Raw genomic sequence first — 23,703 nt, 5'->3', positions numbered from 1 at the left:
AAGCAGGGGCATCGTCAACGCTCGACACTCGCCTACTGGGCACACCCTCGCACGTGGAAATCTTCCTGTATCGAAGCGCTCGAGCTCATCGTTCCCAAGCAATTCCCCGGCGCCGGCATCCTCGTGCACGCGGCAAAGAGGGATACCGTGGTCGCTGAGGGCTCATTTATCGGCGATATTCTGCTTGCTATGGGGTACGAAGCAAAGCTCAAGCGCGGCCTGCCGGAGCGGCGCGACCAACTCCGTCGGGCGTTATTCGCGCTCGGCGCGGGCTCTTCGCAGTTGTTCTTGGTAATCGACGAAGCACAAAACCTGGCTGCCATCCAGCTTGAGTGGCTCAAGGAATACATCAACTGGCTCATCAAGCGTCGATACAAGGTCACCGTCATCCTGTTTGGCCAACAAGAGCTCACCTGCAAGCGGGACGAGCTTATCGAGGTTGGGCGGACCGATCTGCACGCCCGCTTTACCGAAAACCTGATGGAGTTTGAGGGCGTCACCTGCGGGGAAGACCTTCTTCCGCTCCTTAAAGCGTGTGACTCAGGGTCCGAATTCCCGCCGGGAAGCGGGTGCAGCTACACAAACTTTCTGTGGCCCGAAGCATTCGGTGCCGGCTTCCGGCTTGAATCGCAGTTGCCCGCGATCGCCTGCGCGTTTGAATTGGACTCGGGTGCGAAGCGGATTGACCACGGCGTCATCATGGAGTATGTAGCTCGAGCGCTAGCAGAGTTTGCCGAGACCACGCGCTCACGCGATAGCGCGGCGTTCTCCCCGGAAATCGGCGATTGGATGCATGCGGTAGAACTGAGCGGGTACCGCGAGCGGGCGCCCTTCGTCTATCGCCGTTACACAGGGCCCGTGCCGACCAGCCGTTCGCGGAAAGCCGATCAGTACGCGTGAGGTGAATGTGTTCAGTTGGCATGCCAATTTCCTATCCGATTGGGAGTCGCCTTGGGGCGCATGCCACAAGGCGGCCTGGCTGAACGTCACTAGTCTGGCAGGCGTTGTCCGCACCATGGCGGGCGACCCCATGCCATTTCCCAGGATCAGACAACTGGTGAGCCCTATCGGGGGCGCAGGGTGGGACGAGGCTCGGCCGTTCACACCCGCTTCGGGCGCGGGCCAAGCCCTCTCCGCATTTGTCGATCAGTTCGGTCCCGCAAGTACCGTGGGCGGTTGGACTGAGGTTGTCCGCAATGGACTAATCGGCATGCCACGATTTTGTACCCGCTGTTTGAGCAGTGGCTTTCATTCGGTGATCCATCAATTGGCTGGCCTCGATAAGTGCCCGATGCACGGCGTCAGGTTGCGCACCAGTTGTCCGGCTTGCGGCCAGGCGTTTGGCGACCCCGCGCGGCTCCATGCACAGGGATTTGCGTGCGCGCATTGCCGGGTTCAAGTGCTTCGGGACGCGGACGATCTTCTTCCCAGCGAGCGCACCAAAAACCATCGTCGTGATGTGTTTGGCGGTGTCGCCGCCTGGGCGGAAAGCGTCTTTGCACGGGTCGCCCCGGGGCTGGAGCACATAGCGTTTGACCTGTGCGCGGAAGGTCACGCTAGCAAGCGAGTAGCGAGCTTCGCTGAAGCGATTCTTCCATTGCTGGCGACGCGTACTGCGCCACCCTTTGATTCGAAATTCCTCAAGGCCAGCTTGCCGCAGCTTGCAATGACAGACGAGGCCGCCGACCAGGGCACAGAAAATACGCTGACGATGGACGTTCTTGAGGAGGAGATTGAAACGGCACGACTAGTTATTCTGAAGGATCTGGGCGAGCACCGAGCGTGCTTCGACGGCGCGCGGCTATTGCTGGCCGCGCCGTCGCCGGAGCCTTGCCACAGCAACTGGCACGGAAATCTATGCGTCCGCGCGTTTGCGGTGAAGCTTTGGTCCATGCGCACTTTCGAGTTCAAGAGGGCGTATCGTCAAATTAAACGGGGGACGGTCTTGGCCGGGCTTCGAACCTCGCTGACCGATCTTCGACAGGATTTGATGAGTTCGTACCACTATGGGATGCGAGCGATTGCCTTGCGTCGCGCCGAACTGAAAGCCGGCGTGTCGATCGCGAACTGGAGCGTCATAGATATGACTTACGATCCGTGGCTCACGCCCGGCCAATCACTGTCTGCGCTTGGACTCCAGTACCAGGCTGCGCCGGATCTGGGCGAATACTTCTGTGACCATGGGGCGGCCGCAGAGGAATATGAAAACTATATCCACCAGATGTGGGAGCGGCGATCCCAGGACAGGAAAGGGTGCGTCTCCGACGATGGTCTGCCATAGGTCGCCCTTCGCGGTGAATCTTACGACCGAGGTGAGTGGCTAGTAGGCCTTTTTCTCCACGCGTTGGGCGCTCTGTGATCAATTGGGCATTCATACAAAGGCAAAGAAGATTGTGGCTGCTGCCAGCTGCCATCTGCCATCTGCCATCTGCCATGCTGGCGGCGTGCGATAGCCGCGGCTTTTCATTCGCCGGCATCGCCCATCAGTGAGCGCCATGATCGGGCATGTCAAGGTTTGCGCCGACGCTGACACCTCTCGGGTTGCGGGCATCGGCGCTGGATACTGCAACTCCAAGTTCAGGCGTTTCCGATCGGAGGCAAGCGTCCATGAATGCGGCCGCTGACATGCTGTCGCCCGACATCGGCCGACTTTAGGCTGGCCACGCGGTTAAGGGAATTTCGCCAGAGCGCGCTCGGCGAATCCGGGCGCGCTTCTGATAGGTTCAGCGAAGCTCGTACGCGATAACGTAGTCGCCGCGCTCGGTGGACTGCCGCGCTCCACCGGCGGTGACTACGATGAACTGCTTGCCGTTGTCCATATACGTCATTGGACCGCCTTGGCTACCCGCCGGCAGACGAGCCTTCCAGACTTCGCGGCCGTTCTCTCCGTCGAATGCGCGCAGGTAGAAGTCCTGTGTCCCGGCGATAAACACTAGGCCACCCTGCGTGGAGAGGTTGCCTCCGAGCGTGGGCATGGCAATGGGGATCGGCAACCTTATCTTCACACCCATCGGGCCGGTGTCTTGGACGGTGCCCACCGGCACCTGCCAGGCGATCTGGCGGGTCTTGAGGTCGACGGCCGTACCTGCACGGGGATCAGAATGACATCGATGCATTTCGCAATGGTACGTTGCTTGCGCATCGCGCGTTGGCTTGGTTGGAGCCAGCTTGATCTGATCCGGCGCAGAAGGTGCCAGTCGTCCGAGATCCCCGGCGCTGGTGGTGGGCCACGTGGTGGCGTTTGACCTGGACGGACGCGCACGCAGCCGGTGCCTGGCCCTGCACCTGTAGCGGCAAGGCCGGGTAGCGAGGGAGCCACTGGCCGGCGTGTCGGATGACGTGTGGCTTGGGATTTAAAGTTGCCGCAACCGTGATGCACCATCCCGGGCAGTACGCGCGAGTGGCGCCCTGCGCAGCCGTGCCGGTCGACAACCTGATTAAGGGCGCACCATCGCGGTCCCTCGTGCGCCAAGCCTCGCCTGACACAGGCCGGCAGGTTGCCATTCGTTTACGCGGGTGGTCGCCGGCAGCGTCGCATCATGCAGGATCAAGGCGAACGCACGCCGCGGGACGGTGCCAACGGCCATACGGAGCATCGGATCGCCGGCAGGCATGATCAGTCGGTTCCCGGGCCCCGTCCCAAGCTGTGCGCCTCCTGGCATCTCCAGGCACGTGTCGCCGTCGAGCGCGTAAAATGCCTCCGGCCCCGAGTGTTTGTGAATCGGCGCGCTCATCCCGGGCACGAACAGGGAATGGATGTATTCGGCACTGAAGGCGGCGGCCTTTCGGACCGGCAACGGCCCGATGGTCGCAATATGCGTTCCGCCTTTTGCGCTCCAGTGCTCGCCCGCGATGGTGAAAAGCCAGACGGTGCCATAATCGGCGACGATCGTGCCGGTTGAGCCCTGGGCCGATCGGGCCGCGGCTTGGCTCTTAAACGTGTCGATATGCCAGTACACCGGCCCGTCGGCCAGCGCGCCGAGCTCTTGGTGGGCCAGGAGACAGCCGGGACCGGGGCGCGGCGGCGTGTCCCTGCTGAAATGGCATGGGAGCGACGGCACGACGGCGCCCGCGTCCTGCGTCTGTGCGACGCCCAGGGAAGCCCCGCTGATGCAGGCGAGCAGTGCGATGGTGCACCGGACGACGACAACGACACGAGATCGGAAGGGTGGCATGGACGCTCCTCGTGGGCCGACGGCGAAGGTACGCGTACGCCACAAGCCGTGGCAATCGGCCAAATGGCTGGGCCGTCGCTCGCCGCCCATGGCGCTCGTGCTGCGGCCGCACCGAGCAAGCGGCCGGGCCGGGCGAGGGATCCGCTCGTCACGGCATGGCGTGGCGAGACGTCAGGAGCGACCTCAGCGGGGCACCGTCGCCGCCGCAGGACGGCTATCCTGGTCAGCACCGCACCTGATTAGGGAGCAAGGGCGATGATCAAGCGAGGCGCGTGCCGTTGTCGCGGGGTGACCTTCGCGGTTGACGGGGAGCCGGTGCGCTGCGGGTTATGCCACTGCCTGGACTGCCGCGCACGCTCCGGGGCGCCGTTCGTGCTGTTCGTGGTCTTCAACGCCGAGCAGGTCGCGATCCGCGGTGCCCGAGTGGCCGTGGATAGCACGACCGGGCGCAGGCAAGCGTGCGCCGCCTGCGGCGCGATCGTGCTGTGGGCGGACGACGAAGCTCAGGAGATCGAGCTGTACGCCGGACACTTTGACGCGCCCGGACTGTTTGCACCGAGCTACGAGCTCTGGGTTACGCGGCGCGAACCGTGGCTTGCCGCGCTGCCCGTGCCGCAATTCGCCGAGAACCGTCCGCGGCGACCATGACGGGCAGAGTGGCCTCGTCCGCCCATCCACAAAGAGGACGGCGCAGGTGGCTGACAGGGTGCGGGCGGGACCCCGGCAGCGCGATTCAGGGCGCCGGGGCGCCCAGCACCTGACGCAATGCCGCGTCCAGGGCCGCGCGGCTGAAGGGCTTTGCCAGGCGCACCACGCCCAAGGCCGGATCGATGGTGGTTTCCGCATAGCCGGTCGCGATCACCGCCGCCAGGTGCGGCACGCGCTGACGGGCGTGGACGATGAGTTCGGTGCCGGTCATGCCGGGCATGGCGTAATCGGTCAGCAGCACGTCGTAGGGGGTCTTCGCATCGAGGCTGGCGAGTGCCTGCGCGCCCGACTCTGACGACACCACCCAATGCCCCATGTCCTCGAGCAGCGCGGCCACGGTCACCCGCACCAGCGGATCGTCATCTACGAAGAGGATGCGCAGTTGCGGACCTTGCGCGGTAGGCAACATGCCACCCCTCGCCGGATCGGGCCCATGGCCCGAAGCGGGGCGCGCGACCGGCAGCCAGATCGTTGCCGTGGTGCCCTGGCCTTCGGCGCTTGTGAGAACCAGCCGGCCGCCGGACTGCTCGGCCAGGCCGTGGACCATGGACAAGCCCAGCCCGGTGCCCTTGCCGACGCCCTTGGTGGTGAAAAACGGTTCAATCGCGCGGGCCAGGGCGTCGGCGCTCATCCCGTGGCCCTTGTCGCGCACCATCAGGGCGACGTAGTCGCCCTCGGGCAGCCCCAGCGCATTGCCGTCGGAATGACGCGCCGCCGTGGCCGTGATGTCGATATGCCCGCCCTCGGGCATTGCATCGCGCGCGTTCACCACGAGGTTCAGCAGCGCCAATTCGAGCTGATTGGCATCGACCAGCGCCGGCGCCAAGCCGAACGGCAGCGTGCTGGCGATGGTGATGGACGAGCCCAGCATCGGATGGACGAGGTCCGAGAGCCCGTGGACCAGCGTGGCGAGGTTTACGGCGGTCGGTGACAGCTCCTGACGTCGGGCGAACGCCAGCAGGCGCTGGGTCAGACGCGCTCCGCGCGTCACCCCCCCCAGGGTCGTGTCGAAGATGCTGCGCGTGCGCTCGTCATCGGGGAGCCGCGCGCGCAGCAGTTCCAAGCCGCTCTGCACGCTCATCAAGAGATTGTTGAAGTCGTGGGCCATGCCGCCGGTCAGCTGGCCGATCGCTTCCATCTTCTGCGACTGGGCGAGTTGCTCCCGGGCTTTTTCCAATTCGTTCGCGGTGCGGCGCTGCTCGGTCACGTCGCGGGTGACTTTGGCAAAGCCCAGCACTGTGCCATCGGCGTCGGCGATCCGGTCGATGATGACGTGCGCCCAGAAGGGCGTTCCATCGCGCCGGATGCGCCATCCCTCGTCTTCCACCCGGCCCACATGCGCCGCGGTGGCAAGGTTGCGCTCCGGCAGCCCCGCATCGCGATCTTCGGCGGTGTAGAAGCGGGAGTAGTGCGACCCGATGATCTCATCCGGATCGTAGCCCTTGATGCGCTGCGCGCCGGAATTCCAGGTCTCGATGATGCCGTTTGGATCCAACATGTAGATCGCGTAGTCGGCCACGCCCTGGACCAGGCGCTCGAACTGCGCGGCGCTGCCGCGCAGCGGGTCGTGGATTTCGCCGTGGGGCGGGCGGGAAGGGCGCGCGGTCATGAGCAGCGGGGTAATCGCGGACAAACCACTGTTATACACCGCTGTCGCGCGGGCCGCAGCCGGCTCATCTGCGGTCACCGTGCGCGGTAGCGCTCCGGATAGGTGCGGACTTCGTCCCAAAGCCGCCAGACGTTCGGGCCGACGCGGGCAGCCGCTTCACGCAGCGAGCGGGCGTCGACCTGCATCACCAACGCCCACATGGCGGTGTCGTGCGCATCACCTAGGTCGACCGCCGCATCGGCGGCCGGGAAGGGGTTCACATCGTCGGGAGCTGCCATCGTACGTACACGTCGGGGATCGTCGCCACCATCGGTGCGGCGGTGTATGGTGAGGGTCGAGATTTCGCGTAAGGGGTTCATACCCTCGTGAATGTGCCTCGCTTCCGGTCGACCCCGGATCATGGACGCCATGCCTGCTACCGCCCTCCCGCTTGCCGTCGTCATCGAGCCCAGCGCCGATCTGGCGCAGACGATTGCCGATTGCCTGCAGCTGCGCGGCTTCCGTTGCGTGGCCGCCGGCACGCACGTCGGGGCCGCGGCGCACATCCTCAAGGAGGCGCGCGTTGACTTCCTGGTGGCGGCGGTGCCGGCGCCTGGCGAGGACCGTTCCGGCGCGTATCTGGCTGATGCGCGAGCGGCTAATCCGGGCATGGCCATCGTGATCATGCTGTCCGATCCGGCGGAACCGGCCGAGGACGCACCGGCCAGTGCCGTACGCCTGTGCAAGCCGTTCGATCGCACGACACTGGAGGAAGCGGTCGATCGCGCCGCGGTGTTCGCCGCCGGTCCGTGAACGCGCCCATGTCGGCGCACCCGATGACCCAGAGCACTCACGTGCCGGTCGTGGCGTTGGGCTCGTCCACGGCTTTGGACTGCGGCGAATCCTTCTGGCGCAGGAAGATCGACAGCACCACCAGGGAAAACACGGCAAGGAACTCGCTCTGCCAGTTCTGGAAGGACTCAAACCAGAACGACGGGTCGACCGCGTAGTCGCCCAAGGTCGGTGGCCGCTCGTGATGCATCGCCGCCTCGGCCAGCTCCTTGTGCCAGCTGCCAATCAGATGCCCGCCGAAGCAGGCCGCGAACAGCAGCAGGAACGCGATCGAGAGCGAGTTAGCGTACAGCCAGCGCACCACCCCGCCCCGGCGCCAAGCGGCCGGCTGCTGATCGACCGGGGCAGACGTATCGCCAGGGTCTTCCTCACCGGGCATCGGGCGCGACTCGGCCGAGCCTTTTTGCCGCAACCAGACGGTCAGGAGCACGTACACGCCCATCTGCAGGAACTCGCTCTCCCAATTCTCGAACGTGGCCGACCAGAAATCGCCGCCGGACAGATAGTCGCCCCAACCGATTGACGCGACGCCGTGCCGGATCAGCTCGTCGTTGTGGGCGGCGTGGCCCGTGACCGCCTGGGCGGTCCAGGCAGCCAGCATCATGCCAAGCACGGCGATGCTCAGGCCATTGCGAAAGAAAAAGGCGCGCATGCGATCCTCGCTGGAAGTCGGTTGGGTCACGCGATGGCGCGGCCCGTCGACACAGGCTACGGGGCCGTGTCGTGACGAGCGCGCCAATGCGCGAGGGGCGGCTGCCTCGGGATCAGCGCTCCAGCGCCTCGTGCTCGGTGGCGTCCAGCCACCCGAGTGGCCGCTGCATCGCCCATTCGATCTCGCGGGCCAGTGCGTCGGTGATGCGGCCCTCGCGCGTGGCCGCGCGCAGCTCCTCGCCGCGCATGTTGCACAGGGTGTGCGCCAAGGCCGGCCAGGAGCCCAGGCCTTCGCCGACGAGCTGATCGATCACGCGCAACAGATTGCGGCGACGCGTCCATTGGACGGCCGGCAGATCAAACCCGGCGTGGGGCGGCAGCATGGACAGGTCCCCTCGGCTTGTGACCCTACCGATGGTACGGCGATCGACTCGGGCAAAAAAGACGCTGGCATCGTGCCCCAGCGCGACGCCAGCGGCCGACAAAGCGCTGCCGGGTGCCTCGACCTTACGCCCAACCCGCCAGATCTGGGTGAAGGCGATGCAGCGCGTCGACCGGCGCACCGTATCTGGCCCGCGTTGAAAGCCCGCGCCGTGTTCTCTGGCCGAAAAAGCGTAGCGCGGGCGGCCGCTCAGCGACACCCAGCGCGATCGTCGACATCGACGACGGACCTGTCGGGCCGAACTCGCTCACCGCATGGCGCTTCCCGTCAATGCATCGCACACCTGGCTGAACCACCCGTTGGCCTTTTTCTGGCTGACCGCATAGGCCTCGACCAAGAAGGCCACCCGCGTTCGGAGAATGGATCTCACACTTCGGCCAGGCCTTCACGCCGCAGGTCGCCGCACACGTGGTCGCCCAGGCACAGGTCGGCGGACTCCGTTGAGCAGATCGTGCAGCTCCCATAGGTGACGCGCGTGACGCGGAACGCATGTTGCTATGCGGCATTGATCTACACTGTACCGATGCAGGTACCGCCGCCGCAGATCCTGATCGTGCAACCGGACCCATCGCTGGCCGAGGGCCTGACCCTCGCGTTGCAACGGCGCGGGGCGGGCGTAATGCAGGCCCAGCGCTGGACGCAAGCCCGGCTGCTGTTGGCGGCCTCGACGTCGATCCGGGCCGTGATCGCGCCATGCGATCTCGGCGGCGAAGCGGCTGAGCGGCTGCTCGCCTCCGCCGGCCGGCTGCATCCGGCGCTGACGCTGATCGCCACCTGCGTGTCGGCATCGCACGCGCACCCGCAGCTGCCCTCGGAGTGTCGAATCTGGCGCATGCCCTTCGAGGGTGAGTCACTCGACCAACTGCTGAGCTAGCGCACGAAGGGTCTGCAGCCGCGGCGCCGGGCGCACCGCCCGGACCGACGTTCGCAGACGATTGACGCCGGCAAGGCCAAGCTGGGCGCACCGTCAAACGAGGGAGCCACGTATGAGCGATGACACCAGCAAACGCGGTCCGGCTGACGCGAAGCGAATCAGCCTGTCGGAGGACTACGAGATCCGTTACTGGACCGAAGCGCTCGGCGTCAGCGAGGCGCGCCTTCGCGAAGTCGTAGGCCGCGTGGGACCGATGGCCGAGGACGTCCGCCGCGCCCTGGGTGAACAGCCCCGCTAGCCGCGGCTTCGCAGGCGAGCCTGGCCGGCGGGCGGCCGTCAGCAGCGGAGCGACCGTCCGTTCACACGCACTCGGCGCAACACGACCTAGCGTCGATGCCTCACCACCGAGGGTCGGCCCATGCGAATCGCGTTCCTGGTTCCCTGCCTGAACGAAGAGCGCGCCCTGGCGCGTGTGCTTGCGGATCTGGCGAGCTTTGGCTTGCCCATCGTCGTGGTGGACGACGGTTCCGAAGACCGCACCTTGGACATTGCCTTGGCCAACCACGTGCGTGTGATCAAGCACGCCCACCGGCAAGGAAAGGGCAGGGCGGTGCGCAGCGGGTGGGAGGCCTTGAAAGCCGCCGGGTTTGACGGCCTGATCACCCTCGATGGCGACGGCCAGCATCGCGCCGAGGACGTCGCCGTGGTGCTGGAGGCCGCACAGCGGCAGCCGAGGTCGCTGGTGATCGGTGCCCGCGTGAAGGATCGGCAGACCCAGCCCGCCATGCGGCGTGCCGCAAACCGCCTGGCCGATTGGTCGGTGTCCTTGGCAGCCGGTCAGCCGCTGCCCGACACGCAAAGCGGCCTGAGATACTACCCGGCGGCCGTGTTAAATCTCGACGGCGTGCCGGCGGATCATTTTGTCTTCGAAACAGCCACCTTGGTCGAGGCCTCGCGGCGGCTAGGCACCCAGGTTACCTTTGCGCCGATCCGGGCGCGCTATGAGCCATCCCTGCGGGCCAGCCACTTCCGCCCCGTGCGTGATTTGCTGATGATCGTCGGTTACGTGATCGGCGCCATGCTGCGATTCGGCATCCGCCGCCGGCCGGACGAGCCACCGCGCTCGCCCTCGGGCGGTACGCGCCGGGGTCACGCTATGGAGCCGCCTCGCTGACCCCTCCGGTTTGTGACTTACGCCGGCGCAGGTAGATCACCTGGCCGGTGATGCCGGCCACAAGCAGCGCCGCGTTGCTGGCGACGAAGACCGGGTTGTCCACCAGGAGGCTATAGGCGAGGTAGAGCGCCGAGGCCGTCATCTGGCCGATGAAGAGCCATTTGGACACGCCCTCGACCGTCGGCGCGTGGGCCTGACGCCAGATCTGCCGAGCGATCGTCGACAACAGGATCAGCGACGCCAGCCAGCCGAGCGGCTCCGGACTTCGCAGGTGCGCGATCAGGTCCATGCTTTGCCTCGCCGCCAGATAGGGGGCCCAGCTTCGGGGACGCCGGGTCACGACCATGTGCAGGCCGCGCGACCGGGCCGGTCGTGACGCAAACTTGGGTCATCATCGCGTTTTAATCCGAGCACCGGCACACTTCGCGTTCGTTTCATCGCCTTACGCCTTGCGGAGTCTGTCCATGCCCCACGCTTCCGCCCCGCGCATTCTCGGCTTCGACGTGCCTTGCCTGAAAGCCATCGTTGACACCGTGGTGGATGCGCCGATCAGTGCCCTGCTGGAGGGCCAGCCCGATGAGGCGTGGATCGGCGCGCTGGCCGCCGAGGTCGCGCGCGCGGGCGCCGCCCTGCAGGGCGCGCGTCTGAGCGTCGAAGGCGGCCGGATCCTGTTCTTTGCCTCGGCGGACAACGCCCGGGAACTGTGCAATCAAGTGCGCGAAGTGGTCGACCGGGTCAACCTTCGTCCGGCCGCGGTCACGCGCCCGGCGCCGATTACCGCGGCACGGAACGATGCAGGGGATGCCACCCGGCGTGTCTTGGTCGTCGAGGACGATCCGGTCTTACGCGAGGTGGTCTGTGACCTGCTGGAGGGTTCCCGTTGGAGCGCGGTGCCGGCGGCGGACGCGGCCGAGGCCGTCGCGCTGCTCGAGGCGGAGCCGTCGCTGTGCGCGGTATTCACCGATATTCACATGCCCGGCGCGATGAACGGCGAGGGGCTGTTGCGGATCGTCCGCGAGCGCTGGCCCGCGCTCGGCGTCGTGGCGACCTCCGGGCACCACATCAGCCCGGCGCTTGGTCTTCCTGACGGGGTCGTACTGCTGCAGAAGCCCTACCAGGCCCGCCAGTTGGTGACGCTGCTTGAGCGCGCCTGCGCGGCGCCCTGATCAGGCCCCAGGCCGGGCGGCCTAGCCGTCGTCGCGCGGTGGCGGCGGCGCACGGGGCAGGTCGCGCAGGGCGGGCGCATGCCGACGGATAAACGCCATCGCCTCGCCGCGGAAACGGATCGCCTCGGCCGGCAGGTTCAGGCCCAGCTGGCGGGCGATATCCGTGGCGTAGCTCAGTTGTGCTTCGGTCGGCGGTTTCAGGTCGGCGTCGAGACACTCGACAAGGCTAAGCGCGAAGCATTGGGCCAGACGGCGTTTGAGCCGCTCCAGCGAACCGGCTCCCTCGGCCCGTCCGCACTGGACCAGCCAGGCCTCGCGGGTGGGCGCATCCAGCGGCAGCGGCACGTCCGAATCATCGTCCAATAGGAGTTGCACGGCGGCTCTCGGCCTCGGCGCGGCGACGGTTGCCACCGATACTACGAAACTCGTAGTATCGGTGGCAAGGCAAAGTTACGAGTCTCGTAGTCCCTCTGGACTACCGGCCCGACGCCATGCCCCGACCGCTTCCCCTGCACGAGGTGTTTCCGCACCGCCTGAGGGCCGCCCGCCAGATGAAAGAGCTATCGCAAAAGCAGTTAGGGCTAGACGCAGGCCTGGACTCCTTTGTCGCCAGCACGCGAATCAACCGCTATGAGCAGGGCATCCACCAGCCCGATCTGGGCACGGTAGAACGTTTGGCGGCGGCGCTCGACGTGCCGTGTGCGTACCTGTTCGCCGGCGACGAGCGTCTGGCTCGCATGATCCTGGCCTTTGCGAAGCTGCCGGTGAGTGAAAAAGAACGCCTCCTGCGCGAGGCCGATGGCTGACCCTCCCGGAGGCGTATGCACGAGGTGACCCCGATTGACGAACTGGCGGAGGCGCTGAAGGGCGCCCAGGCCGATCCGACGCAGCGCGAGGCCTTCCTTACCCGCCTGGCCGAGGGACCGGTGCGTGCGCTGCTTTACCGCCCGCCGGGCGAGGGCGCCGCGGCGCCGTGGCATAACCTGGTTCGATGGCAGCACGCCGCCTCGGGCGAGATGCGCGTACCGCTATTCACCCACCCGGCTCAGTTCCCGCACGCAATGCCGCCACCGGCGGTCATGGTCCGGGTGGCGATGCGCGAGCTGCTTTCGATCGCTCCGCCAGCCATCTTCACCGTGAATCCGATGACCGGCCAGGGCTGGACGATCATCGCGGACGACCATGCCTTCATGCGTGAGGTCCTTTGGTGCCGGGGCATGGCCTGCGAGCAGCCCAGGCCCGATGCGCCGTGGGCGTTCCGTGCGCCGTCGGACGACGAGGCGCCGCTGGCCGCGGCGCTGGCCAGTTGGTGTGCGCAGAATGGCATCGCCCAGGCTTACCTGTACCGCCTGGACCGCAACGACGGCAGCGGCGAACAGATCGTGCTGGGTCTGGTGCACCCTGCGGACCCCGAGCTGCGGGCCGTGGCGCTCGAACGGGCCCGCCGGGCCGGCTGGCCGCTCGTGCTCGTGCGCTTTCTGCCCGTCGAGCCCTCGCACGCGGCTGGTGTGACGAGCATGTCGCTCGTGCCGTTTTACGAACGCGTGCATGGTGAGGGGAAACGCTGAGCTCGTACGGACCGACGGATCGGCCACCTCCGACGATGCCTTGGATACCCCCACTCCTTGCAATGCCTGCGCGGACCCAGAGCAGCAAGCGCGTCCTAGGACGCTGCGCCGTCCTGGCGGCCCTCGCATCGGATAGTTCCGGGTCCACGGCGCCTTGAACACCCGATGCGAGCGGCACGGCCTCGAACCAACCGTCCGTGCGAACGATACCGTTCAATCTCTTGGCATCATTGCCTCAATCACCCGGTTGATGCTGAAGCTCGCCGCCCGCGCACGCGGCGGAAATTCCTTGAACGTTGAAAGCCATTCAGCAAGGAGGGGCGGAGCCAGGTATTGCAAGGGAATCTGCTCGATGAACCCGTCGGTGGACCTGAAGCGGTCCTCTCCGCGCTCGAAGGGGTCGGCGCGAAGATCGAAAAACTTAGGTACGCGCATCGGTGACAATGGCTCGCGCCATGTGTCGAGCCCGACAGCCCGCTGCTCAGCGAAAACGACTTTGAACCGTTCGATTCGCATGGCCATGCACTCCCCATCGTGGCTCCAATAGATGAATCCGCGACGTGGCGAGGCGTCCGTCTCTCCCGCGAGGAAGGGTAGGAGGTTATATCCGTCAAGGTGGACTTTGAAGGGCTTCCCGGCCAACTCACACCCGGCGCGAAGTCGCGCGGCGAGGTCCGCCTCGCCATTGGCCGCCGCGAACGTGGGAACGAGGTCCTGCAGAGAGGCGATGTCATTGATCACGCGTCCTGGGCTGATGACACCAGGCCATCGCATGACGCAAGGCACCCGCCAGCCGCCCTCCCAGTTGGTATCCTTCTCACCACGGAACGGTGTCGTCCCGCCATCGGGCCACGTGCATACTTCGGCGCCGTTGTCCGTTGTAAAGATGACTAGCGTGTTGTCCGCCACGCCTGCTTGATCGAGCATATCCAGCAGGTGCCCGACGTACCCATCCAACTCCACCATCCCGTCAGGGTAAATGCCGAGTCCAGTCTTGCCCTCGGACTCGGGTTTGAGATGGGTGAACACGTGCATCCGTGTCGGGTTGAAGTAACAGAACCACGGCTGCGAAGCCGACGACTGCCGTTCGATGAACTCCAACGCGGCACCGAGAAATTCTTCGTCGATGGTTTCCATGCGACGTCGGGTGAGAGGACCGGTGTTCTCGATCTCCTGCCGACCGACCCTGCCGAAGTGTTCGTCGACCGTATCGTCGTCGACATCCGACGACCTACAGCGTAGTACCCCGCGCGGACCATACTTCTTGCGAAAGGCCGGGTCCTTGGGATAGTTCGGGTACTCGGGCTCTTCCTCTGCGTTAAGGTGATATAGATTGCCAAAGAACTCGTCAAACCCGTGGACAGTCGGCAGGTGCTCATTCCGGTCGCCCAGGTGGTTCTTTCCAAACTGCCCCGTTGCATACCCGTAGTGTTTCAGTACTTCTGCCACGCTTGGGTCGAGTGCGCTTAGGCCCAGTGTCGCCCCTGGCGTACCCACTTTCGTCAGTCCCGTGCGAATCGGTGATTGGCCGGTAATGAACGCGGCGCGACCCGCTGTGCAACTTTGTTGGCCGTAGAAGTCCGTGAAGTTCGCGCCTTCCGCCGCAAGGCGGTCGATGTTTGGCGTTCGATAGCCCATGATGCCGTGGTTGTTGCAGCTGATATTGAACCAGCCGATATCGTCGGCCATGATCATGAGGATATTGGGACGGCGGTTGGTATCCATGGTGCACTCCGGTCGCAGTCGCGATAGGATCCCCCGCGATCGCGTTGCGCGCACCTGTAGAAGTCCCGATAGCCTGTGCGTAGTTCTACTGCTCCGACGTCACGTCGCCCGGATGTCCAAGTCGGCCGATACTGGGCAATTATGCCGAAGCGCAACAGCCGTCTCGTATTGCGTCTGGGCGCAGATTGAGCCCAACGCCGGCCGCGGGTGCCAAGGTCGCGCTCGACACTCTGCCTCGAGTTGACGTGCGAGGATCGTGCAGCCCGCGATGGCGAATCGACTCATCGTACCCGGTGAAGCACGTCCATCCGGTACTCCGCTGTACGCTCACCCTGCCAGCGCGATGACGGAACGAGGGTACGAAAGCCCTCCGCGGCGGCATCACCCGACAACGGGTAGTCGGTGGGCCCGGTCCAGTGCACCAAGATCAGGTCGGCATGCGGCGCGCAATGTTGCAGTCGCGCGGCCAGTTGACCGATCGCCGGAAGGGTCAGGTAGTAGAGCACCTCGGACAAGATCACGGCATCGGCGGAAGACTCCCAGTCGCCGTCGGGCAGATGCGCCTGGACAAAACGCACATGGGGCAGGTGGGCGCATCGCGCCTGGGCCGCGGCGATGGCAATGGACGAGGTTTCCACGCCGGTAAGCCGGTCGGCCCGCAGCGCGAGCAATGCGCTAAGCTCCCCGATCGAGGTACCGAGTTCGAGGATGTGCCGATAGTGTGCTTTGGGCATGGCCTTCACCGTCGCCACGTACTTTGCACGCTCGTACGCGCTGGTACGGAATGCCCACGGATCCGGCCGCTCGCGATATAGCGCCTCGAAATGCGCGCGGTCAAAGTTCACCGGGGCCATATGAGCGTCTCGGTGGGAGCGGCAAAGCGCGCAAGGAAGGCCGAGTCGAGAACGAACGCCTCCGCCGCGTCATGGATAAGCTCGCCGTGCTGCGTTCGATGGGCCGCAATGGCTGCGCGCTTGCGCGGTAGATGTGTCGCCACATCGATGCGTACACCGCGCAGGGGCGTGATCGGCAGATCCGCATCGCGGCGTGTCCAGGTCCAGACGGGGTAGTGCATGATCTCGACCCCCGCCGCCCAAGGAACGCGGTCCACCAGGGCGGCGGCCGCCTGGTGATCGCTATGCGGATCCGTCGCCGCGGTCACGCACACCAGGGTGTTTGGCGCGGCGAGTGTGGCCAATTTCGCCTGGGCGGTAGCCTGCGCCGCCCCGTCCAGCGCATGCAGTCGGGTATCGCCCAGGCCAAGAAAGTGCGCGCTCGCCCCGGCGACACCGAGTTCGCCCAAGGCGGCGACGGCTTCGAGCCGTCGATGCGCGGCAAGCCGCCTGGCCGGCCAGGTCGGCGACCCCACGTGTGAGCGCTCGCCGTCAGTCAGGAACACGACCGTCACCGGAAGGTTCAATGCCCGTGCGGCCGCGATCAGTCCACCCAGGCCCAGACTCTCATCGTCCGGATGCGGAGCGACGACCATCAGCGGACGGGTCCGCAGCACGGCGATCGGCGCGACCACGGGAAGCCGTGCGAGACAAGCGCAGTAGCCGCCGACACGCACTCGCGCGCCCGCCGTGCTCACGACCATCGATCCAGCAGGTTGCCCGGCGCGTCCAGCGCCGCTTGCGCGCTGGCGTCGCGAATGAGGTCGGGTACCGGCTGGCGAAGGTAGGTCGCCAGATCCCGACAGATGCGTTCAGCCGGATGCTCCGCGTGCAGAGCGCGCAGGCCAATGGAGCGCTGGACAAGAGCGATGATCGCCATCGCCGCCTCCTCGACCACAAGACGCGCCATGCCGACATATGCAACGACGTCGTCAGGCGTCTGCGCCGGATCGTCAGCCATGTGCGCGGCCGCATGTGTCCACAACCGGCCAGTCTCCAGGCGCATCGCGGCATCGGCCAAGCGTGCACGCTGGTGCGGATCGCCCTCACGGTGCGCCGTGCGAAGCGACTGACGCAGCGCATCCACTAGCGCGCCGGCCGCTCCCAGTTGAGCGGCAACGAAGCGCCACGCGCCGCCGGCGAAGGCCGGCTGGCGGTGGTAGTCCTGATCATTGCCGAAGACTTCGTCAGGCTCGACGATGACCCCGTCCAGCCGCAGCGTGCCCGTGGCCGTCGCTCGCATACCCTGGACGCGCCAGTCCGACAAGTCCACCGTGGCCGCACTGACGTCGCACCACAACATCAGCAGGCGGCCGTCTTCGGACGTTGCGGTGAGCAGCGGCCGGCGAATGGCGCCCGCGCCGGACGCGTAGATCTTGCTCCCAGCCAGACGAAAATGAACGCCGTCGGCCAGCAGGACGAGCGGGGCACCCGGCACCGGCGCGTTCCATACGCCCAGCAAACCGCCGTCGCGCACATAGCGCATGACACGCAGTCGCTGGGGCGCCGTGCCGTACTGCCACAGCAACGCGAACGCATTGACGTGTCCTTCGACCAACCGGGCGAGCGACAGATGCACCGCGCCCAGCCGCATCAGCAGGGTCAGCAACGTCGAGGTCGCGGCGCGATCGACGCCGAGGCCCGCACCGCCTTCCTCCACCGGCAGCACCGCGGTCAGTAGCCCCGCCGCGCGCAACCGCCCCATCGCCGCCGAGGGAAAGCATCCGGCCGCGTCGTCATCCACCGCCATGGTCGCCAAGTCGGCTGCATCCGCCGCGAATGCGCGAAGCACCGCCGCGCGTGCCATGGCCCCCTCGGTGTGCAACGCGCGCACGCTCATGCGGCGACCCCACCGACGGGTGCGGCGGCGTGCCCGGCCAGCCAGCGTTCGGCCGCTTCGATCGCGCGCGGCACCTCCTCGATGCGCAAGGACTGTCGAGCCAGGCCCGGGGCCAGTGCCTCGAGCAGCTGCCAGGCCGTCCCAAAAAAGCGGCACGGCGCGCTGATGACCGCGCCGCCCGGCACGGCGAGTCCCAGTGCCTCGCCCACCGCTTTCGCCGACATGCCTGGATCAAACAGTCGCCGTGCCCGAGCGCGTCGCTCCGCGCGCGAGATGTGCGCCGGGACCGCTTCGAGCGCCGTGTCGCACGGCCGCGTAGCATCGTGCGCCTGGTGACAAAGCGTATCGGCCATGCCGCCGGCGGCGCGCCCGTGCAGCCGCGCCGATGTCGTCACGCGCATCGTTACTTCGTGCCGCACGCGAAGATCTTGCGCGTGGCATGCTTGGATCAAGGCACGGTCCTCGCCACAGGACGGGATCGGCCACCTATTCAGGCGCCGCAATGCGTCGGCACGAAAGGCGAGATTGGCGCCCGAAGCCTGGCGATGGGTCGGCCACGGGTTGTGTTCCACAGGATCGCAAAGCGCGTCGATCTCGTCCAATAGCCGGTGGAGAGCTTGTTCCATCGCATGACGCTGTCTGACGTGCATGGGCCAGTGACGTGGCGAGGCGACTGCGGCGAGGCCGGCGACGGCGTCGGCACCGTCGGCGAGCGCGCGGTGCCCGCGGACGAGCCAGTCGGGCGCCACCCGCGTGTCCGCGTCGGTGGTAAAGATGCGCGCGTGCGCCGCACAACCAGCGCGATCCAGCCCAAGACGCAGAGCGGCAGCCCGCGCGCCTCCGGCATGGTCGGCCGAGGGTGACAGGACCACTTCGGTGATCGTGACGGGCAGCGCCAAACGCGGCGCGTGCCGCATCGCCACCTCCCAGGTGGCATCTGTGCAACCGTTCACGGCCAGGACCAGGTGCGGGAAAGCGCCATCCACGCGCGCCGCCACGGCCAACGCCTCCAGACAGGCGCCCAAGTGCCGCGCTTCATTGCGCACGGGGATGGCCACGACGGTCGGCGCGGCGCCCTGCAGCGCACCGACCGTGTGGCTGCGCTCGATACGGTACAGGTTCATCGCGGCCTCCTCACGGACCGCTGAGCTAACCCTGCCGACCGTGAACGCGCTGCATGGAAAGCGATGCCACGGTGTCGCGCCGCTCGCGCCTCGGTCCGGCCGCGGCTTAGTCGTTCAAGCGCACGAGACCCCACGAAAGGGAGAGGCCACGGATTAACGGGGTCCTAGGCGGTCGTTGCCGCGTGCGCGCGAGGAAACACGAGGCGAACCGTGGTTCCCGCACCGACCTCGGAGAGAATCCGGGACGTGCCGCCGGCCTGTTGCGCAAAGCCCAGCACCTGCGCCAAGCCCAGACCGGTACCCTTGCCCGCCGCCTTGGTCGTGAAGAAAGGCTCGAACACCCGGGCCAAAACGTCCTCGCTCATTCCGTCGCCGTCGTCGGACAGCTCGACGTACACGTAATCCGGGTGGGCTCCCTCGTCCGCGCCATCGACCGGGATCACTTCACGTCCCGTGCGCAGGGCAATACGACCGGCTCCGCCGCACGCGTCCCGCGCGTTCATCGCGAGGTTCATCAGCGCCTGGTGGAACGCATGCGGATCGGCGAACACGGGCAGCGCTGCGTCGGATCGCACGGCCTGTACGGTGAAGCGCGATCCCAGTGTCCCGATGATCAATGGCAGCACCTCGTCCAGCAGCGCGCCCAAGTCACGATGTTCGGGCGCGTACGGGTGCGAGCGGCTGAAGGCCAGGAGCCGGCGCACATTGACCGACGCCAGCCGCGCGGCCTGCTCGGCGAAACTGAAATACCGTGCTTGCTGAGCCGTCATCTCCAGCGGCGATGCCGCCAGCGTCTCCAAGGCGGTCATGATCGTCTGGAGATTGTTGTTGAAGTCGTGGGCCAGGCCCGCAACCATCTGGCCGACGGCGGCCGACTTCTGGGTCTGCAACGCGATCTGCTCGGCGGCGAGACGGGCCACCTCGGCCAAGTCGAGTTTCTCCCTGAGGCTTGACTGGGCCGCATGGCCTTCCTCGACCGCTTCAGTGGCGGCATCGAGTGCCGCTTCGAGCGCGGCGGCGTGCTCGTCGCCCGTGCGCACGCTGCGCTCGGCGCGGTCGAGCCGGTGCTGAAGCCGGGCATTGAGCATGTCCATCGCGTCTTCGAACTGCAACCGGTCGGAGATGTCGCGGCTGACTGCGCCGATGCCGACTACCGTGCCATGCTCATCGCGCAGGGGGCCGGTAAAGACCGTCCACCAGCGGCGGCGTTCTCCCTGGATCGTCTCCCCGATGAACCGGGTCGCCTGTCCCTGCCGCGCCGCCGCACACGCGCGTTGCACGGCAGGCCGGCCGGCGATCGGCCACAGGACCTCCCACGACCGGCCTTCCAGTTCCGCCGCGCTCGCACCGAGCAGACGCAGGCCCGGCTCATTGACGCTGCGGATGCGACCATCCAGGTCCAGCTGTTTGACGCAGTCGTCGGACAGTTCGAGAAGTTGGCGATGCAGTTGGTAGGCCATGGTCACCGTGGCGGGGGTCGCTCAAGGGTCGGGCGTCAATGTGGTGTGAAACGACACGGCGGCCATGATATGCCACGCTAGCGGCCACCTGTGTCAAGGCGGTTCCATGGCGACGGTTACCCGACTGGATGGCCACCGTATTTTGGTGGTCGAAGATAACGAGATGATTGCTGAACTATGGGCGTCGGTGCTGGAGGATCACGGCGCGCAGATTATCGGCCCCGTGGCCAGCGTGAAGGATGCCCTCGTGGCGATTGATCGCCATCTTCCCCAGAGCGCCGTGCTGGATGTGCACCTGGTCGATGGCGTTTCATTTCCGGTCGCGCGTGAATTGGCGGCGCGCGCCATTCCGTACGTGATCGTCGCCTCGTTCGATCCGCGGGACCTTCCGGCCGACCTCGGGATGCCGCCGTTCCTGTGCAAGCCCACGTCATTGGCCTCACTGGTGGAAGTCGTGGGGACGATGCAGGCGGCGGGCTGAGGCGAGGCGCGCGGTGCATGCCCCGATCCCACGCGGTGTTCACAGCCTGGCCGGGATGCTGGGTGGGTTCACATCGCGCGGGGACGTTCATGGGGCCGAGGGCGGGTAAACTGTACATTGTGCGGCACGGCCAAAGTGCCGGAAACGTGCTGCGTGATCATGCCGAAGCTGCGGGCGATGACCTGATCGCCCTGCACAATCGCGACGCAGACACGCCACTGTCGCCGTTGGGCTACGCGCAGGCACAGGCGTTGGGCGAATGGATGGCGCAGCTACCGGATGATGAACGTCCAGATACCATCCTCTCATCGCCATTCGTCCGCGCCCACCAGACCGCCGCCGCGCTTGCCGAGGCACTGGGCATCGACGAGTCGCGCATCGAGATCGACGAGCGACTGCGCGAGAAGGAATTCGGGATCCTCGATCGCTATACGCGCAAGGGCATCGAGACGACGTATCCAGAACTGGCGGCGCAGCGCGGCCTCGTGGGCAAGTTCTACTTCCGCCCGCCGGGAGGGGAAAGTTGGTGCGACGTGATTCTGCGCCTGCGCAGTGTGGTCGATGGGATTCGCCTGACTCGGCCGGATTGCCGCGTGGTGGTGGTCGGACACCAGGTCATCGTCAACTGCTTCCGGTATCTGCTCGAGGGGATGCGCGAGGCGGAGATCCTGGCCATCGACCGCCAGGGCGACTTCCCCAACTGTGGTTACGCGGAATACGACGTCGTCAAGGAGCCTGCGGTGTCCTTTCGCTTGCGCAAAGGGCGGGTGGTGCCACCCACGGTGCGCGATGTCGCCGTGACCGGTGACTCGGACGTGCCCGGAGGCCCGCGCTGATGCTCGCGCAGCGGCTGACGCGCGCGAGCCTGCGCCGATGGCCGCTACCGTCGGCCACTGGCAGCACAAGCAAGGAGGATCGGGGCAGGGTGGTTGTGGTCGGTGGCTCCCGTTCCGTCCCCGGTGCGGTCCTGCTGGCCGGTGAAGCGGCCTTGCGTGCCGGCGCGGGCAAGCTGATGACCCTGACCGCGATGAGCCTGAGCGAAACCATGGCGCTGGTGATGCCCGAATCGGCGGTCATTGGCGTAGCGCTGGACGCGTCGGGTGAACTCGGTGCGCTGGAGACCGAGGCGGTCGCGCGGGTGCGCGAGGCCGCCGTCGCACTGGTCGGTCCCGGTATGGCAACGGGTGCGTCGCCCGCGTCTGCGCAGGTCGCTCGCGCAGCCCGATACGTGGTCGCGGACGCCGGCAGCCTGCACGCCGACGCGCTGCAGCCCGCGTACGGACGGCTCGTCCTCACGCCCCATGTGGCCGAAATGGCGGATCTGCTGAATCTTCGCCCGGACGAGGTTGCACAGCACAGCGCAGAAGTGGCGTGCGAAGCCGCGCTCGAGTTTGGGGCAGTGGTCATTCTCAAGGGCCCCACCAGCTGGATCGCCACGCCGGACGGGGCCTTGTGGCGCCACGACGTTGCCGCGCCGGGGCTCGGCACCTCCGGCTCCGGCGATGTCCTGGCCGGTGTCGTCGCCGGTCTCATCGCCCGCGGCGCGACCCTGGCGCAAGCGGCCTGCTGGGCGGTGATGGTCCATGCCCGCGCCGGAGTGGCAGCCTCACGCCAGGTCGCCCCGATCGGCTTCCTCGCCCGCGAACTGCTGCCACGGATCCCTGGCGTGCTCGCGCGCCTGGAAGCGCACTAAGCGTGTCGGGGGCCATGCTTCACGCGTACGACTGCCTGATCGTTGGTGCCGGCCCGGCCGGCCTCACCGCCGCGACCTACCTGGCGCGCTATCACCGGCGGATTCTGGTCGTCGATGCCGGGCAGTCACGCGCGCGGTGGATCCCGGTCAGCCACAACTGCCCGGGCTTTCCTTTTGGCATCGCGGGGAATGCGTTGCTGTCGCATTTTCGATCGCAGGCCGAGCAGTACGGCGCGCCCGTACACCACGGCGAGGTCACGGCGCTGGAACGCCGCCCATTGGGCTTCGAGGCGAGCGTCGGTGCTCAACGTTTCCTCGCACAAACGGTGCTGGTGGCCAGTGGGATCGTCGACACCTTGCCCCGGACCGAGGACGCTGCAGCGGCGATTGCCTCCGGCGCGATGCGCTTGTGCGCGGTGTGCGACGGGTACGAAGCGCGGGACGAGGCGATCGCCGTGCACGGGCCGATCGACCAGGCTCTCGGTCACGCCCGATTCCTCCGCACATTCTCCGCGCGGGTCACCGTGGTCGGTCCACACGGCGAACACGCCAGCGACGCACAGGTAGCCGAGGGCGCACGTTCGGGTGTGGCGATCCTGCCGCCACTTGAACGCCTGGTGTTCGCCGAGCGCGGGTGCACGGTGCATACGCGCGATGGCGGGTCACACGCCTTCGATACGCTGTACCCGGTGCTTGGTTGCACGCCCTCGACCGGATTCCTGACCACCCTGCAGCCGCGGCGTGACGAGGCGGGGAAGCTCCTTGTCGATGCGCATATGCAGACCAGCGTGCTGGATCTGTTTGCCGCTGGCGATGTGGTCGCGGGATTGAACCAGATCAGCGTCGCCGTCGGTCAAGCGGCAGTGGCCGCCACAGCCATCCATCATCGGCTGCCCGCGCGTCTGCGCGGCGACCTGCACGGCGCGCAGTGACGGTCGGGCTAGCGCGTGTGGTTGAGCCTTCGCGCAGGGCGACGGGCCAACGATGTCGATCCGGCGTTACCACGCATAAGCCTTCGGCCATCAGGCCGCGCGAAACAGCACGATGCCGCCCAGAGGTTCCGCGTGGGTACCGTGTAAGGGCTGGGCCGCGACGGTCAACACCGTCCAGCGTCCATCCGCACGACGCACCTTGAGCGCGACATCGTGGCATGTCTCCTCATGAAGGACGGCGCGAGCCAGCGGCAGATCATCCGCCGGAAACGGGCGTTCATCAAGAGTGAACAGGCGATGCATGCAGCTGTAATCGGCGATGATCGCGCCTAGCCGCACACCGCCCAGCAGCGCGTG

29 protein-coding genes are annotated in these 23,703 nt (G+C 66.6%); 14 read left to right on the top strand and 15 right to left on the bottom strand.

What is annotated here, in order from left to right:
* Both ACTHLF_RS19725 and ACTHLF_RS19720 read left to right on the top strand, forming a co-directional pair.
* Nucleotides 1-900 (top strand): ATP-binding protein (locus ACTHLF_RS19725; protein WP_440329696.1); only part of this gene is annotated, 900 nt, incomplete at its 5' end.
* A gap of 310 nt (nucleotides 901-1,210) precedes the next feature.
* Nucleotides 1,211-2,281: a hypothetical protein gene (locus ACTHLF_RS19720; protein ID WP_440329694.1), complete on the top strand. Its 1,071-nt coding sequence runs from the start codon at nucleotides 1,211-1,213 to the stop codon at nucleotides 2,279-2,281.
* Between the two features lie 442 nt (nucleotides 2,282-2,723).
* On the opposite strand, the gene ACTHLF_RS19715 is transcribed toward ACTHLF_RS19720, so the two are convergent.
* Together ACTHLF_RS19715 and ACTHLF_RS19710 are read right to left on the bottom strand one after the other, a co-directional pair.
* Nucleotides 2,724-3,116, bottom strand: a complete 393-nt coding sequence (locus ACTHLF_RS19715) for a hypothetical protein (protein ID WP_440329693.1) — start codon at nucleotides 3,114-3,116, stop codon at nucleotides 2,724-2,726.
* Between the two features lie 321 nt (nucleotides 3,117-3,437).
* Nucleotides 3,438-4,175 carry a hypothetical protein gene (locus ACTHLF_RS19710; RefSeq protein ID WP_440329691.1) on the bottom strand — a complete coding sequence of 246 codons (738 nt, stop codon included), beginning with the start codon at nucleotides 4,173-4,175 and terminating at the stop codon, nucleotides 3,438-3,440.
* 255 nt (nucleotides 4,176-4,430) lie between these two features.
* Between ACTHLF_RS19710 and ACTHLF_RS19705 the strand changes: the two genes are divergently transcribed.
* Nucleotides 4,431-4,823: a GFA family protein gene (locus ACTHLF_RS19705; RefSeq protein ID WP_440329689.1), complete on the top strand. Its 393-nt coding sequence runs from the start codon at nucleotides 4,431-4,433 to the stop codon at nucleotides 4,821-4,823.
* An 85-nt stretch (nucleotides 4,824-4,908) separates the two neighbouring features.
* On the opposite strand, the gene ACTHLF_RS19700 is transcribed toward ACTHLF_RS19705, so the two are convergent.
* Both ACTHLF_RS19700 and ACTHLF_RS19695 read right to left on the bottom strand, forming a co-directional pair.
* Nucleotides 4,909-6,570, bottom strand: a complete 1,662-nt coding sequence (locus tag ACTHLF_RS19700) for an ATP-binding protein (protein ID WP_440329687.1) — start codon at nucleotides 6,568-6,570, stop codon at nucleotides 4,909-4,911.
* Entirely contained in the window at nucleotides 6,567-6,770 is a 204-nt protein-coding gene (locus tag ACTHLF_RS19695) for a hypothetical protein (protein WP_440329685.1), read from the bottom strand. The genes ACTHLF_RS19700 and ACTHLF_RS19695 overlap by 4 nt, the downstream gene beginning before the upstream one ends.
* A 130-nt stretch (nucleotides 6,771-6,900) precedes the next feature.
* Between ACTHLF_RS19695 and ACTHLF_RS19690 the strand changes: the two genes are divergently transcribed.
* Entirely contained in the window at nucleotides 6,901-7,284 is a 384-nt protein-coding gene (locus ACTHLF_RS19690) for a hypothetical protein (protein ID WP_440329683.1), read from the top strand.
* A gap of 37 nt (nucleotides 7,285-7,321) precedes the next feature.
* Here the strand turns inward: ACTHLF_RS19690 and ACTHLF_RS19685 are convergent, their stop codons facing one another.
* A complete protein-coding gene (locus ACTHLF_RS19685) occupies nucleotides 7,322-7,975 on the bottom strand; it encodes a DUF6766 family protein (protein ID WP_440329681.1) in 654 nt (217 codons plus the stop codon).
* 112 nt (nucleotides 7,976-8,087) lie between these two features.
* Nucleotides 8,088-8,357 carry a hypothetical protein gene (locus ACTHLF_RS19680; protein WP_440329679.1) on the bottom strand — a complete coding sequence of 90 codons (270 nt, stop codon included), beginning with the start codon at nucleotides 8,355-8,357 and terminating at the stop codon, nucleotides 8,088-8,090.
* A gap of 534 nt (nucleotides 8,358-8,891) precedes the next feature.
* Between ACTHLF_RS19680 and ACTHLF_RS19675 the strand changes: the two genes are divergently transcribed.
* The 3 genes from ACTHLF_RS19675 (at nucleotide 8,892) to ACTHLF_RS19665 (ending at nucleotide 10,464) form a co-directional block, all read left to right on the top strand.
* A complete protein-coding gene (locus ACTHLF_RS19675) occupies nucleotides 8,892-9,290 on the top strand; it encodes a hypothetical protein (RefSeq protein ID WP_440329678.1) in 399 nt (132 codons plus the stop codon).
* A gap of 112 nt (nucleotides 9,291-9,402) precedes the next feature.
* Nucleotides 9,403-9,588 carry a DUF3606 domain-containing protein gene (locus tag ACTHLF_RS19670; RefSeq protein ID WP_440329676.1) on the top strand — a complete coding sequence of 62 codons (186 nt, stop codon included), beginning with the start codon at nucleotides 9,403-9,405 and terminating at the stop codon, nucleotides 9,586-9,588.
* Between the two features lie 120 nt (nucleotides 9,589-9,708).
* Nucleotides 9,709-10,464 carry a glycosyltransferase family 2 protein gene (locus ACTHLF_RS19665; protein WP_440329674.1) on the top strand — a complete coding sequence of 252 codons (756 nt, stop codon included), beginning with the start codon at nucleotides 9,709-9,711 and terminating at the stop codon, nucleotides 10,462-10,464.
* On the opposite strand, the gene ACTHLF_RS19660 is transcribed toward ACTHLF_RS19665, so the two are convergent.
* The gene (locus tag ACTHLF_RS19660) at nucleotides 10,445-10,753 is read right to left on the bottom strand and encodes a hypothetical protein (RefSeq protein WP_440329672.1); all 309 of its coding nucleotides are present in this window, start codon (nucleotides 10,751-10,753) and stop codon (nucleotides 10,445-10,447) included. The genes ACTHLF_RS19665 and ACTHLF_RS19660 overlap by 20 nt on opposite strands.
* A gap of 175 nt (nucleotides 10,754-10,928) precedes the next feature.
* Between ACTHLF_RS19660 and ACTHLF_RS19655 the strand changes: the two genes are divergently transcribed.
* A complete protein-coding gene (locus ACTHLF_RS19655) occupies nucleotides 10,929-11,630 on the top strand; it encodes a response regulator (RefSeq protein ID WP_440329670.1) in 702 nt (233 codons plus the stop codon).
* A gap of 21 nt (nucleotides 11,631-11,651) precedes the next feature.
* Here ACTHLF_RS19655 and ACTHLF_RS19650 read toward each other — a convergent pair whose 3' ends face one another.
* Nucleotides 11,652-12,005 (bottom strand): hypothetical protein, encoded by a 354-nt coding sequence (locus ACTHLF_RS19650; RefSeq protein WP_440329669.1) that lies wholly within the window; start codon nucleotides 12,003-12,005, stop codon nucleotides 11,652-11,654.
* Between the two features lie 116 nt (nucleotides 12,006-12,121).
* Between ACTHLF_RS19650 and ACTHLF_RS19645 the strand changes: the two genes are divergently transcribed.
* Nucleotides 12,122-12,436 carry a helix-turn-helix domain-containing protein gene (locus tag ACTHLF_RS19645; protein WP_440329668.1) on the top strand — a complete coding sequence of 105 codons (315 nt, stop codon included), beginning with the start codon at nucleotides 12,122-12,124 and terminating at the stop codon, nucleotides 12,434-12,436.
* A 15-nt stretch (nucleotides 12,437-12,451) separates the two neighbouring features.
* On the top strand, nucleotides 12,452-13,198 hold the full coding sequence (locus tag ACTHLF_RS19640) for an SseB family protein (protein ID WP_440329666.1): 747 nt from the start codon (nucleotides 12,452-12,454) through the stop codon (nucleotides 13,196-13,198).
* 213 nt (nucleotides 13,199-13,411) lie between these two features.
* Here the strand turns inward: ACTHLF_RS19640 and ACTHLF_RS19635 are convergent, their stop codons facing one another.
* From ACTHLF_RS19635 to ACTHLF_RS19610, 6 genes are all read right to left on the bottom strand, one after another.
* Entirely contained in the window at nucleotides 13,412-14,923 is a 1,512-nt protein-coding gene (locus ACTHLF_RS19635; RefSeq protein ID WP_440329664.1) for an arylsulfatase, read from the bottom strand.
* A gap of 281 nt (nucleotides 14,924-15,204) precedes the next feature.
* On the bottom strand, nucleotides 15,205-15,777 hold the full coding sequence (locus ACTHLF_RS19630) for an SAM-dependent methyltransferase (RefSeq protein ID WP_440329663.1): 573 nt from the start codon (nucleotides 15,775-15,777) through the stop codon (nucleotides 15,205-15,207).
* Nucleotides 15,765-16,451, bottom strand: coding sequence for a PIG-L deacetylase family protein (locus ACTHLF_RS19625; protein WP_440329662.1), 687 nt, complete (start codon nucleotides 16,449-16,451; stop codon nucleotides 15,765-15,767). Before ACTHLF_RS19625 ends, ACTHLF_RS19630 begins: the two co-directional genes overlap by 13 nt.
* A 59-nt stretch (nucleotides 16,452-16,510) precedes the next feature.
* Nucleotides 16,511-17,656 carry an acyl-CoA dehydrogenase family protein gene (locus ACTHLF_RS19620; protein WP_440329660.1) on the bottom strand — a complete coding sequence of 382 codons (1,146 nt, stop codon included), beginning with the start codon at nucleotides 17,654-17,656 and terminating at the stop codon, nucleotides 16,511-16,513.
* Complete coding sequence (locus ACTHLF_RS19615) at nucleotides 17,653-18,780, bottom strand: glycosyltransferase (RefSeq protein WP_440329658.1); 1,128 nt, start codon at nucleotides 18,778-18,780, stop codon at nucleotides 17,653-17,655. Before ACTHLF_RS19615 ends, ACTHLF_RS19620 begins: the two co-directional genes overlap by 4 nt.
* A gap of 164 nt (nucleotides 18,781-18,944) precedes the next feature.
* Entirely contained in the window at nucleotides 18,945-20,240 is a 1,296-nt protein-coding gene (locus tag ACTHLF_RS19610; protein WP_440329656.1) for a two-component system sensor histidine kinase NtrB, read from the bottom strand.
* Between the two features lie 106 nt (nucleotides 20,241-20,346).
* On the opposite strand from ACTHLF_RS19610, the gene ACTHLF_RS19605 reads away from it, so the two are divergent.
* The 4 genes from ACTHLF_RS19605 (at nucleotide 20,347) to ACTHLF_RS19590 (ending at nucleotide 23,346) form a co-directional block, all read left to right on the top strand.
* Entirely contained in the window at nucleotides 20,347-20,721 is a 375-nt protein-coding gene (locus ACTHLF_RS19605; protein WP_440329654.1) for a response regulator, read from the top strand.
* 89 nt (nucleotides 20,722-20,810) lie between these two features.
* Nucleotides 20,811-21,557: a histidine phosphatase family protein gene (locus ACTHLF_RS19600; protein WP_440329698.1), complete on the top strand. Its 747-nt coding sequence runs from the start codon at nucleotides 20,811-20,813 to the stop codon at nucleotides 21,555-21,557.
* Nucleotides 21,557-22,414: an NAD(P)H-hydrate dehydratase gene (locus tag ACTHLF_RS19595; RefSeq protein ID WP_440329652.1), complete on the top strand. Its 858-nt coding sequence runs from the start codon at nucleotides 21,557-21,559 to the stop codon at nucleotides 22,412-22,414. The genes ACTHLF_RS19600 and ACTHLF_RS19595 overlap by 1 nt, the downstream gene beginning before the upstream one ends.
* A gap of 14 nt (nucleotides 22,415-22,428) precedes the next feature.
* Nucleotides 22,429-23,346, top strand: coding sequence for an NAD(P)/FAD-dependent oxidoreductase (locus ACTHLF_RS19590; protein ID WP_440329651.1), 918 nt, complete (start codon nucleotides 22,429-22,431; stop codon nucleotides 23,344-23,346).
* Nucleotides 23,347-23,436: 90 nt separating this feature from the next.
* Here the strand turns inward: ACTHLF_RS19590 and ACTHLF_RS19585 are convergent.
* Nucleotides 23,437-23,703, bottom strand: a 267-nt coding sequence (locus ACTHLF_RS19585) for a hypothetical protein (RefSeq protein ID WP_440329649.1), incomplete at its 5' end; no start/stop codon positions are given.

The sequence above is a fragment of the Luteibacter sp. genome (assembly GCF_051958795.1).
In the GTDB taxonomy this organism is placed as follows: Bacteria; Pseudomonadota; Gammaproteobacteria; order Xanthomonadales; family Rhodanobacteraceae; genus Luteibacter.
This window is presented reverse-complemented; position numbering and strand designations above follow the sequence as displayed.